This window comes from Paraburkholderia eburnea (assembly GCF_002917095.1).
GTDB classification, from domain to species: domain Bacteria; phylum Pseudomonadota; class Gammaproteobacteria; order Burkholderiales; family Burkholderiaceae; genus Paraburkholderia; species Paraburkholderia eburnea.
In genome coordinates this window covers 283,048-294,829 of the sequence record NZ_PQGA01000007.1, presented here as the reverse complement: position 1 = coordinate 294,829, position 11,782 = coordinate 283,048, and the positions used below count along the sequence as shown (strand labels likewise).

Below are 11,782 nucleotides of genomic sequence, written 5' to 3'. Positions count from 1 at the left end.
GGTCCCACCCCTTCCCATCCCGAACAGGACCGTGAAACAACTCCACGCCGATGATAGTGCGGATTGCCCGTGTGAAAGTAGGTAATCGTCAGGCTTCTTATGCAGTCCGTCCAGAACCCCGGCCTCTCCACAGTGAGAGCCGGGGTTCTGGCGTTTGCGCGCGTGAAAAACCTAATCGCGAGTTGAAGCCGAAGCTTCACGACGCGTTAGCGGCACATCCTCGTCGCCAATCGACGTATCAAAACTCTGCGCGTAACGCTGCCGGCAAATTTCCCAGCCGAATGTACCGATCGCCTGCTGACGGCTCTCCGCCGTCGCTTCCGGCGCAGCCAAACGCGGCCAATTTGCCGTCACGTAACGCACGAGTCCAGGCAACTCGTCTTCCCGTTCGAACAGCAGCACATTACTGAATTGAGCCGCCATGTCGCGCATGAACGGAATGGCGCGTGCGATCACGACAGGCACCCGCCCAATCGCTTCGAAGAACGCGCCACTCACCAGCATCGACCCTGCCACGTGCGGGAGGATCAACACATCGGTAGCGTCGAGCTGCGTATCGAACTCCGTATCGCTCAAAAAGCGCGCATCGAGCGTTACATACCCGACCAGATCTCGCTTCCGCGCAATGTCATGCAACGCAGCCACATAGGCAGCCTGACCACGCCCGGCGATGGTGAGTGCATGACCACGAGGCCAGGCCGCCAGTAATTCCGCGATGCCCTTATACGGTTCGATCGTGCCGAGAATCGCGAACGCGGGGGCGGGTGAAGCGCCACGCAATGCGCGTGCCGCGCGCCCCGGCACATCCCAATACAGCGGATGCGGCAGATACTGCGCGCGAAACCGTGCGACGTAATGCTCATCGTGCACGATACGCACGTCGGCGAGACTGCGCACGAGCGACATCAGCGCAACCGAGAATGCCCGCACAACGCCACGCGCATTGTGAACCGCGTGATCGTGCACGACGTACACCACCTTCGCACGGCTCAACGCCATCAGCGCGCAATACAGCAGCACCACCGGCAGCCCTCGCAGCCGCGGTACGACGCGCTGGCCATTGTCGATAAACGCACGCAGCTCGATCCAGTGCAGCATGAGCAGGTTCGAACGCCTGAATAGATCGACGATGCCGCCGCCCAGCAGATAGCGCATCGAAAGCGGCCTGACGTCATAGCCGATATCGCGCAGCAACTGTTTTTGCAGATCGATATACGGGTTCGTCGTGTTGGTGAACGGCGATAGCAGCGCGCGCGGCGCGCCTGGGGCGAGGCGGCGCATCATCATGCCGCCCGGGCAACCGCCGTGGCCAGAACGATATCGATGATGCGATCCTGCACCTCGCGTTCAAGCATCGGGAAGATCGGCAGACATAGAACCTGCTGCGAAATCTGTTCGGCCACCGGCAGATTTTCGCGCACCGCTGACGCCAGATCGCAATAGGCGGGAAATGCGCTAATTAGCGGATAAAAGTAACGACGCACCGCAATCTGCCGCGCGCGCAATTCCGCATAGAGCTCGTCGCGGCTCAGCGGAAATTCGGGCGTGACGAGCACCGGAAAATACGCGTAATTAGCACTGCTATCCGCAAGCATGCGATGCAGATGCAGCCCCTTCACGCCGGCCAGACGCTCGCGATAATGCTGGTCGATCCGTGCACGCGCTGCATGCGTCGCGTCCACATGCTGAAGCTGGACGAGTCCGAACGCCGCCTGGACTTCGTTCATCTTGCCGTTGATGCCGTGACCGATGACCGTCACCTCGTCCTGAATGCCAAAGTTTTTCAGCTGGTCAATGCGTCGCTTCATCTGTGCGTCGCGACAGACGATCGCACCGCCCTCGAAGGTGTGAAAGATCTTGGTGCCATGAAAGCTCAGCACGGACATATCGCCGAAGCTCAGGATCGAGCGCTCGCGAAAGCGCACGCCAAATGCATGTGCGGCGTCATAGATCACCTTCAGATCATGGCGCTGCGCGATTCGCTCGATGGCCTCGACATCGCACGGATTGCCATAGACATGCACCGGCATGATGGCGCGCGTGGCGGGCGTGATCGCTGCCTCGATGCGCGCAGGATCGAGATTGAGGCTGACCGGATCGATATCGGCAAATACGGGCTTGATACCGTTCCAGTGGATTGCGTGCGTGGTCGCGACGAACGAAAACGGCGTGGTAATGACCTCGCCCGTGATGTCGAGCGCCTGCAGCGCCGCGATCAGCGCGAGCGTGCCGTTCGAAAACAGGCTGATGTACTCGACGCCCAGATGCTCGCACAGTGCCTGCTCCAGCTGATGATGAAGCGGACCATCGTTCGTGACCCAGCGATTCTTCCAGATCTGTTCCAGCCAGGGCATGAACTCCTCGAGCGGCGGCAAAAAGGGCTGGGTAACGGGTACAACGGCGGCTTTCGTGTCGTTCATCATGATGGCTGGCCCTCCAGGCGCGGGATTGACCGAATCCGGATCTTTTTACTAAGGATACCGAATAGATTAATTTGCACTAGCGAAATAATCGGAACCGACACCTCAGGACCGATGATCCTGGGTGCCGCGCGCGAGCGGGTTGGCGATATAGCGTATGGCGTGATCGCTCACGCTGCGCAGCGGCAACAGGCACAGGAGCGTCAGCGCGATGGCCGAGAACTTCTTGCGTAGCGTCCAGAACGGATTGGAGAGGATCGAGCGGAAGTAGCGGCGCGATCCAAACACGATCCAGTGCCAGCGGCGCGACCACTGCGCCTCGTAGACCTGCATGCACAGGTGCGCCTTCTCGTACGAGAAGTCCATCGCCTGTTCGGGCAGCTGCTCGCCCAGGCGTTCGTTCACCAGTTCGCGCAGGGCTTGCCAGCGCTGCGGAAATGCCCGCACGACTTCGGCGACATCCTGAGAGTTCGCGATCGATAGCGACGCGTGTGCGGTGGGCTTTGCCCCGGGTTGATCTGCTGCGCCGTGCACGCGATAGCCGCCAAGTGGACGGTCGATCACACCGACCTTGCCGACCAGCACCACACCATAGATCGCGAAGAAGTCGGCCGCGATGCCGCGTCGCGTCGCCTGCGGCAACGGCAGGATGCGTCTGAGCGCGCTCACGCGGTACGCGTTGCCCGATGCGGGCGGCGACGGATAGAGCCAGCCATTGCGCAGCAACGCACCGCATTCGGCGGGCGGTTGCGAATGGGGCACGCGCGCGCCGGTGGGGCGGCTCTGCCCGTCGATCACGCTCAGCGTGAACTGCACCTTACCGTAATTGCCGTGCTCGAAGGCCTCGACGACCTGGGCGATTGCTCCGTCATAGAGCACGTCGTCGGAGTCGAGATAGAGGATGTATTCCGTGTCGACCATCTCGAGGCCGAGATTGTACGAACTGGCCTGCCCGCCATTGGCCTTGAGCACGGGGATGATGCGATCGCCGTAGCTTGCGATGATTGCGTGCGATCCGTCGGTCGAGCCGTCGTCGATCACGATGACCTGCGTGAGTTGCGGTTCCTGCGCCAGCGCCGAATCGATGGCCTCGCGCAGGAACCGCTCGTAGTTGTAGCTACAGATGACAATGGTGAGTGCCTTCACTGCCCTAACCCCCTCTTCGTTGTCCGTTGTCTGCGACGTGCCGGTCTGCGCGGTGCAGCGAAACAACGACTTATGCCGATGTTTTTGTTGATAGCAAAATGAAAGTAGTTGGTAATCTTATAGCGCATGGCCGGCGGCAGATGCCACCGCAATCCGCGCTGGTATGTGGGCTGTTCAACATAACGGCATCGCGGCGTGGCCACGTTCGTGCGCAACCACGCGTTTTAGTTCGCTCACCGTCAGAAAAAATTCTGATGCACTTGCCTATCGCGAAGCGTTCGCCGTGTTTCATCGGCTCCCGCAAACCCTCACCCATTCCACGCGTCCCTGACACGTACGCCATATTGGTGTCAGGGGCATGCCACCGCCGCGCCATAAGATACGGGGCTTCGCGTCGGGGCTTGCGCCTGTTGTGGGCCCGCGCGCAGCACTACCGAGGTGATGAATGAAGAAGTGGATTTACAGCTTGATCGCGGCCAGCGCGCTGAGCGCGTGGGGTAGCGCACCGGTGATGGCCGCCGACGAGCCGGCATGGTTGCCCGCGAGCGCCGCCCCTCGTCTGCAGGAGGCGAGCGCCATCGTCGAAGGCGCGAGCGGAGCGAACGTGAAATCCACGCTATACGTCTTCATGGACCCCAACTGTATTTTCTGTCACCTGGTATGGAAGGCGCTCCAACCGTATGAAGCCGCGGGTTTGCAAGTCCACTGGATTCCGATGGGCTTCCTGAAGCCCGATTCGGCGGGCAAGGCTGCGGCGCTGCTGCAGTCGAAGAACCGTGCCGCACTCCTGAAGGAACTGGAAACGCACTACTCCGAGAAGGACGAATCGGGCGGCATCGCACCGCTCGCGCCTGTTCCGGCGAGCGCGCAGACGCAGATTGACCGCAATATGCAACTGTTCCAGGACCTTGGTTTCGAAGGCACGCCCACGATCATTTATCAGGGCTCGGGCGGCCGCTGGGCCGATCTCGATGGCCTGCCCAAGCTCGGCATGCTGCCGGGCATCCTTAACCTGCCGGCGCAGCCGGTCACGGCCCCGGAATTGCAGAAGTATCGCTAAGCCGCCGGCTTGAGTCCCAGTATGGTGAGCCGTTCCAGGAGAAGTGCCCGCAGGGTGAGCGCATCGACGTACAGCGAGGTCACCGCAATCCGGCAATGGTGAGGAATTCCAGGAGTCGGAGTGCGAAGACAAGCGAGGTGAGCGGGCAGTCGAGTCGCGCGCTCACCGAATGCCCGCCCGCCCTACAGTTTGTGAAACTAACGATGTGCAACCTACGCAACCCACGCAATCCGGCCGCAATTTAAAGCGGTGAAGGCGACACAGGCCGCCCTCATCACCGTCGTTGTGCTCCCGAAAATGCTCACCTTGCGCGCACGTCAGAACTTGTAGTCAGGGTTCTTGGGGTCGAAGGCATCAGCGTCGAAACTCTTCGGCGTGATGCCGTCGATCACAATCTTCTCGAACATCTGGCCATCGTCGCCGTAGGCTTCGACGGTCCGGAAGTAGGGATGACGCAGATCGAGCCCAAGCGTCTGCTTCTTCGCATAGAACTGCGGCTTGCCGCTCGGCGACACATAGGTGAGCGCGACCACGCGCACGCCGTTGACCGTCTTCACCTCGACATCGGGCTTATACGACGCGCCCACTTCCACGTACTTCTTCGCGTCCGTCATGAACTGGCTCACGATGAATTCCGTGCCCAGATCCGTGATCTTGTGGTTCGACTGCGCACGCGCGAGCGTGCCGTCAAGCGCCGTCCACATCGGCATGACGCCGAGCAGGCCGCCCAGATGGCCGTACATTTCGTCGGGCTTCTTCGAGGCGTCGTAGATCACTTCCTCGCCCGAATGCTCGCCATCGGGCAGCCACTTCGCGTAGATACGCAGGGGATCGTGTTCGAGCTTCACGAGCATATGCGCGGGCTTGCCCGGCCATTTGCCGTTCAGGCGCTCCCAGCGCGACAGCGTGAATTCATAGGACGGATAACCCGACGGCCCGAGCTTGATGACGGTCGGCACCACGAGCGGGTCGAACGCCTGGAAAAGCGCGGTGAGTTGCGCGTCATCCATTTTCACGAGCGCGCCGCTCTTTTGCGCGTGCTGCAGCCATTTCACCTGTTCATCGACCGAAAGCTTGCTCACTTGCGCAGCGGCGTTGCCCGACGGGCTGGCCGCGCTGGCCTGCGGCGCGCCGGCATCGGTACTCGCATCGTCCTGTGCGAACGCCGTGGCGCAGCTTAGCGCGAGCGCCAGCGCGGCAACGCGCAACGTGCGCCGTGTCGTTGCGCGTGCAACTGTCTGTGAATTCATCGTTTTCATGGTTTGTCTCCCTGTATCAGTGCTTGTTTGAATGAAGCGAAAAAGCAGAACGGCAAAGACGGAACTCACGGCGACGCTTAATTCACGCGCTGCTTCGCCATTTCCTCGTCGCGCAGCGCGCGCCGCAGGATCTTGCCGACGTTGGTTTGCGGCAGCGCGTCGCGGAACTCCACCGCGCGCGGCACCTTGTAACCCGTGAGCTGCAGGCGGCAATGCGCGATCAGCGCGTCAGCCGTGAGCGAAGGATCGCGCGCGACCACGAACACTTTAACGCGCTCGCCCTGCACGGGATCGGGCACGCCGATGGCGGCCACTTCGCGCACATCGGGATGCATCGCGATCACCTCTTCGATCTCGTTCGGATACACGTTGAAGCCCGACACGATGATCATGTCCTTCTTGCGGTCGATAAGACGGATGAAGCCCTGTGCGTCCATCACGCCGATGTCGCCGGTCGCGAGCCAGCCATCGGCGTCGAGCACCTGGGCCGTATCGTCGGGCCGGTTCCAGTAGCCGAGCATCACTTGCGGCCCCTTCACGCACAGCTCGCCGGCCTCACCCACGTTGGCCCACGTCCCGTCCTCGCGACGAAAACGCACCTGCGTGGACGGTACAGGCAAGCCGATCGAGCCGGCGAAATCGCGCATATTGCCCAGCTCGACGGGATTGGTTGTGACAATGGGCGAGCATTCCGTGAGGCCGTAGCCCTCGACGATAGGCTGGCCCGTCACGGCCTTAAAGCGCTCGGCCACGGCTTTCTGCGTGGCCATGCCGCCCGCCATGGCGAGCTTGAGCGCGGAGAAATCGCGCTTGCAGAAGTCGGTGTCGTCGAGCAGGGCGTTGTAGAGCGTATTGATGGCCGTGATGCCGGTGAAGGTCTCGCGGCGCAGCATCATCATCATGCGCTTCGTGTCGCGCGGATTCGCGATCAGGATGTTGCGTCCACCCAGCCCGAGAAAGATGAGTGCATTCACCGTGAGCGAGTAAATGTGATAAAGCGGCAGCGGCGTGAGCACGGTTTCGATCTCGCCGGTGAGCTGCGAGGCCGACCATGCCTTCGCCTGCAACACATTGGCGATGATATTTCCGTGCGTGAGCATCGCGCCTTTCGCGACACCGGTTGTTCCTCCGGTGTACTGAAGAAAAGCGAGATCGCCGCTCGTGCGTAATGCGGGAGCCAGCGTACGGCGCGAACCGGCTTGCAGCGCATCGCGCAGACGCACGGCCTGGGGAAGCCGGTACTTCGGCACCATCTTCTTTACGCGTCGCAGCACGAAGTTGAGCAGTCGGCCCTTGAAATTGAGGCCATCCGCGAGCAAATCGCCCAGTCCCGTCACGGCGATATGCTCTATGCGCGTGCCTGGCAGCGCCTCTTCGAGTGTCTTCGCGAAGTTCTCGAATACGACGATGGCGCGTGCGCCGCTGTCCTTCAACTGATGCGCGAGTTCGCGCGGCGTATAGAGCGGATTGACGTTGACGACCACGGCGCCCGCCTTGAGTGCGCCGAATAGGGCGACGGGATACTGGAACGTGTTCGGCAGCATGATTGCCACGCGCTCGCCGGGCGCGATGCCCACGCCTTGCAACCACGCCGCGAACGCCACGGCCTTGCGTGCGAGCGCACCATAGGTCAGCGATGAACCCACGCTCACATAGGCGACGCGATCGCGGAACTGCGCGACGCATTCGTCGAAGTAATGCGTAATCGTTTCGTACTCTGAAGCATCGATCTCCGGCGGAACGCCGACGGGGTAAGACGCGTACCAGATGCCGTCGGTATCGGGCGCGGCGTGCCGCGCGCCATCCGCCTGCGCTGTCTGCGCTTGCAGTTGGGCTGCCATGGTCGTCTCCAATCTGTTTTTGTCGTGAATCGCGGCATGGCGCGCGTGTAGGGGCATCCCGCCACGCGCCGCCGCCATTCACGATAACAAGCTCACCTCCCGCTTCGCACGCTTTAGTACCGAGCAGTCGCTCTATCGCAACGCCTGAATCGCGGCGCGGCGTTGCAGCACGGCGGGCGACGGCGATGCCTCGGCGCCGTCGTGCTGATCGATCGCGATGGTGCGCTCGCCCTGGGCTTGCGTCGTGCCGGCGATGGCGGCGCGCAGCCATTCGAATGTCGTCGATGGCGCGGTGACGGGCAGCATGTGTCCGCCGTCCACGACCTTGAGCGTCACGCGCTTCGAGCGGCGGCGCAGCGCGTCGCCGTGGCGCTTCCAGTTCAGCACGATGTCGCCTCGCCCGAACAGCACATCGACGGGCATGGTGAGTTGTGCGTAGCGTTGCTCCATCTGCGCGAGATCGTCGGCATCCTCGATGGCGACGAGATCGAGCGACGCGTTGATGAAGCCGGTGGGCCGCAGGCTCAGCAGCGCGCCGCCGCGGGTGCGGAAATCCACGGGCACGACCTCCGGCGCGAAGACCTGTTTAAGCGTGGGCGTACTGGTGGCAAGGCCGAAGGGCGTCGCCAGGGTGCGCGCGATAAAGCGGCGCACGGCGCCCGAGCGCACGACGAGCGCGCGGAACGCCTTCGGCACCTCGGTCTGTACATGCGTGAGCGGCGCGATCAGCGCGATACGCGCGACGGTTTCAGGATGATCGAGCGCGACCGCGAGGGCGATTGCCCCGCCGAGCGAATGCCCCACCAGCACCGGCGCCTGCAAATCGAGCTTCTTCATGAAGCGCGCGATCGTGTCGCCCTGGGCGCGAATGCTCGCGCTCGCCCGGGCGCTGCGCGTGGAATAACCCGAACCGGGCCGATCGACGAGGATCACGCGATGCTCGCGCGCCAGCGCTTCGAGCGGCAAATAAGCGAAATTGCGCATCTGCCCGCACAGGCCATGGACGAATACGACCGGCGGCTTGTCGGGGCTGCCGAATTCGACGTAATGCAGACGCTCGCCATCGACGTCGACAACACGGCCGTCCATCGGCACGTCCTGCTCGATGCGTCGCGTCGCGCGCCGCGTGAAAAGCATCAGCAACACGAGTGCGACGGCAATCGAGGCGATGGCGGCGATCACGATAGTTCCCGTCAACGAGGGCAGGGCGATGGCGTTCACGCGATTCTCCACAAACAGAATGGTTATAGATCGAGAGAGACCGCGCGGGCTTCCTCGCGCTTTGTCCACGCGATAAAGCGCTGCACACGCGCGGCGATGAGCGGCGCGTCGCGCACTACGGTCCAGTGCGGCGCGTCGATGATCTCGCGTCGATGGCGGCCGAGCCATTGCGTCGCGCATTCAACCAACGCGGGCGTCACGTAGCGGTCGAAGCGCGGCACGATGAGCTGCACGGGTACCTGAGTGCGACGCTCTCGCGGCGCACGCGCGCATGCGATGAAGTTCGCGCGATAGAGCTGCAAACCGTTGATACAGTTGCGCAATTGAGCAGGATCGCGCTGCGCGCGAACACCCTCGGTGCGATGCAGCCACCACGGCCACAGCGCCGCGCCGCCGAGACGCCAGACCAGTTGCGGCACAAGCGGCAAATGAAAGAACGCGATGTACCAGGACCGCAGCGACTGCGCCACGCTCAGCCGCGCGCGGAATACGTGATCGAGGCAAGGCCCGGAGATCGACGTATAGGAGGCGATACGCGCAGCGTTGGCCGCATCGGCGACGGCTTCCCAGCACTGGATCGAACCCCAGTCGTGCGCGACCAGATGAAACGGCTGTGTGCCGCAGGTCGCGTCGGCCACTGCAATCAGATCGCGCGCGAGCTGCGCCAGTTTGTAGTCCGCACGAGCGCGCGGCGCCGCCGATGCGCCCGCACCGCGCACGTCGTAGGCGATCACGCGATAGCGCGTTTCCAGTTCGCGGCGCATGCCCTCCCAGACGCGCGCCGAATCCGGATAGCCATGCACGAGGATCATGGGCGGCGCGTCGCGCGGCCCGCTGACATAGACGGCGAGCCGCACGCCGTCCGAGACGACGTCGAGCCGCTCGGTCTCGCGAGACAGCGCAGCCACGGCGGGCATTTCATAGTCGCGCCCGCCGCCGCGCGGCGCATCGCATTGCGTACGCATGACCGCTCAGGCCGCGCGCGGCGTGCCGGCCGCATGCAGGGGCACACGGCGCGGCGCGGCCTGCGCGGCGTACTGCGCGTTGGTGTCGTCGATCTGCTCGATGAGGCTGCTTATCCGTTCGAGGTGCTTACGATTGTTGTGATCCCACGGATGGAAGCTGGGCTTGAAAAAGCGCAGCCATTCCATCGCGATGCCGGGAAACACGCCATGACGCGGCCCATAAAGGAACTTGAAAAGCCGCCAGTATCCGCTGAATTTTCCGATGCGGCGCTTGTGCCGGCGCATCAGTGCAAGGTGATAGTCGAACACGATCAGCCAGAACAGCAGCGTCGTGGCCAGCATCATGCCCGTGCGCATCAGATAGCGTTTGGGTCCCGGCTTGATGACCCGATTCCAGACATCGTAAGAGACCGCCTTGTGCTCGGTTTCCTCCAGTGCGTGCCAGAGCCACATCTGCTTGTAGCCCTCGACCGAGCCCTCGATGCGCGTGCCGGTGTCGGCGAGCAGCAGATCGGCGAGCATCGCGGTGTAGTGCTCGAGCGCCACCGTTTGCGCGAGTTGCAGCGACGGCGGCAGCACCTTGCGCGCGAAGTTGAGGATTGCCCACAGCCGCTTGTCGAGCTTGTGCGCGGGCAGACCGGCGGCCTGGAGCAGGTCGTTGTATTCGACGTGCTCGCGCGTGTGCATCGCTTCCTGGCCGATGAAGCCCATCACCTGTTTCTTCAGCTCCGGGTCTTCGATGCGGTCGCGGTAGTGGCGAACCGCATCCATAAAGAAGCGCTCACCAGCCGGAAAGAGCAGCGAAAGCGCGTTGAAGAAGTGCGTCACCGGCACGCCTTCGACGTGCCAGTCGCAAGCCCTTTCGGGCGGTAACGCGAAACGAACGTCGCGTCGTACCGGCATGATCATGCTGTTTCTCCCTGATTTTTGCCTGCGTTGTTGTTCATGGTGCGGCCCGTGCCGTTCAGCGTGGCCTCTCGTTCGGCACGCCGCGCGCGCTTGCGCGCCTTCGCGGCCTCGCGCCGCGCGCTCATCACGACGAGCGCCTGGTAGGCGGCGGGTAGCGAGCGTGCGAGCCAGTCGGCGGCCCGCGCATCGCGCCCGATCAGCACGCGCCGCGCGTTGCGGCGCACGCCGGTGAGAATCGTGCGAGCGGCGTCGTCGGCGGTGGTGATGAAGAACTTCTCGAATTCGTCCTTGCCCTGCTGTTCGCTCGCGACCATGAAGCCGACCATGTTCGACGCCACGCGGCTCGCCTGGGCGATGTTGGTGCGAATGCCGCCCGGATGTACGCAGGTCGCGGAGACGCCGCAACGCATCATGTCGAGTTCCTGGCGCAGCGATTCCGTGAAGCCGCGCACCGCGAATTTCGTCGCGTTATAGCCGCTCATGCCGGGTTGGGCGAACAGACCGAACACGCTCGACGTGTTGACGATGTGGCCGTCGCCCGACGCCTTCAGATGCGGCAGAAAGGCCTTGGTGCCGTGCACGACGCCCCAGAAGTTGATGTTCACGATCCATTCGAGATCGCTGTACGACATGCCGTCGATGGTGCTGGACAGCGCCACGCCCGCGTTGTTGAAGATGAGATTCACGCGGCCATGCGCAGCGGCGGCCTCATCGGCCCATGCGAACATCGCGTCGCGATCGCTCACGTCGAGTTCGCGCGTCGTCACGCGGACATTGGGCGCCAGCGCACGCACGATGCGCTCGGTCTCGGCGAGGCCGATGGCGTTCCTGTCGGCCAGCGCGAGATGGCAGCCCGCGCCGGCAAGCTGCACGGCGAGCGAGCGGCCCATGCCGGAGCCGGCACCCGTAATTGCGGCGACTTTGTTGTCGAAGTGCTTCATGTTGGCTTCTCTCCCTCTGG

Annotated in this window: 10 protein-coding genes and 1 rRNA gene; 2 read left to right on the top strand and 9 right to left on the bottom strand. The window is 63.1% G+C overall.

Going from position 1 to position 11,782, the window contains the following annotated elements:
- Positions 1–94 (top strand): 5S ribosomal RNA (gene rrf, locus B0G62_RS32710); the annotation flags it as partial.
- 77 nt (positions 95–171) lie between these two features.
- Here rrf and B0G62_RS16070 read toward each other — a convergent pair.
- The 3 genes from B0G62_RS16070 to B0G62_RS16060 all read right to left on the bottom strand — a co-directional run bounded on the left by B0G62_RS16070 (position 172) and on the right by B0G62_RS16060 (position 3,566).
- Positions 172–1,287, bottom strand: coding sequence for a glycosyltransferase family protein (locus B0G62_RS16070; protein WP_103705186.1), 1,116 nt, complete (start codon positions 1,285–1,287; stop codon positions 172–174).
- Positions 1,284–2,423: a DegT/DnrJ/EryC1/StrS family aminotransferase gene (locus B0G62_RS16065; RefSeq protein WP_103705185.1), complete on the bottom strand. Its 1,140-nt coding sequence runs from the start codon at positions 2,421–2,423 to the stop codon at positions 1,284–1,286. The genes B0G62_RS16070 and B0G62_RS16065 overlap by 4 nt, the downstream gene beginning before the upstream one ends.
- A 102-nt stretch (positions 2,424–2,525) precedes the next feature.
- Complete coding sequence (locus tag B0G62_RS16060) at positions 2,526–3,566, bottom strand: glycosyltransferase family 2 protein (RefSeq protein ID WP_103705184.1); 1,041 nt, start codon at positions 3,564–3,566, stop codon at positions 2,526–2,528.
- A 445-nt stretch (positions 3,567–4,011) separates the two neighbouring features.
- Here B0G62_RS16060 and B0G62_RS16055 point away from each other — a divergent pair, with 445 nt between their 5' ends.
- The gene (locus B0G62_RS16055) at positions 4,012–4,626 is read left to right on the top strand and encodes a thioredoxin fold domain-containing protein (protein WP_103705183.1); all 615 of its coding nucleotides are present in this window, start codon (positions 4,012–4,014) and stop codon (positions 4,624–4,626) included.
- A gap of 317 nt (positions 4,627–4,943) precedes the next feature.
- Here B0G62_RS16055 and B0G62_RS16050 read toward each other — a convergent pair whose 3' ends face one another.
- From B0G62_RS16050 to B0G62_RS16025, 6 genes are all read right to left on the bottom strand, one after another.
- A complete protein-coding gene (locus B0G62_RS16050; protein ID WP_103705182.1) occupies positions 4,944–5,885 on the bottom strand; it encodes a DUF1571 domain-containing protein in 942 nt (313 codons plus the stop codon).
- Between the two features lie 77 nt (positions 5,886–5,962).
- Complete coding sequence (locus tag B0G62_RS16045) at positions 5,963–7,726, bottom strand: AMP-binding protein (protein ID WP_103705181.1); 1,764 nt, start codon at positions 7,724–7,726, stop codon at positions 5,963–5,965.
- Positions 7,727–7,858: 132 nt separating this feature from the next.
- Complete coding sequence (locus B0G62_RS16040; protein ID WP_407671178.1) at positions 7,859–8,908, bottom strand: alpha/beta fold hydrolase; 1,050 nt, start codon at positions 8,906–8,908, stop codon at positions 7,859–7,861.
- 62 nt (positions 8,909–8,970) lie between these two features.
- Positions 8,971–9,864: an alpha/beta fold hydrolase gene (locus B0G62_RS16035; RefSeq protein ID WP_103705214.1), complete on the bottom strand. Its 894-nt coding sequence runs from the start codon at positions 9,862–9,864 to the stop codon at positions 8,971–8,973.
- A gap of 54 nt (positions 9,865–9,918) precedes the next feature.
- A complete protein-coding gene (locus B0G62_RS16030; protein ID WP_103705180.1) occupies positions 9,919–10,821 on the bottom strand; it encodes a metal-dependent hydrolase in 903 nt (300 codons plus the stop codon).
- Positions 10,818–11,762 carry an SDR family NAD(P)-dependent oxidoreductase gene (locus B0G62_RS16025; RefSeq protein ID WP_103705179.1) on the bottom strand — a complete coding sequence of 315 codons (945 nt, stop codon included), beginning with the start codon at positions 11,760–11,762 and terminating at the stop codon, positions 10,818–10,820. Before B0G62_RS16025 ends, B0G62_RS16030 begins: the two co-directional genes overlap by 4 nt.
- Positions 11,763–11,782 lie beyond the last annotated feature (20 nt).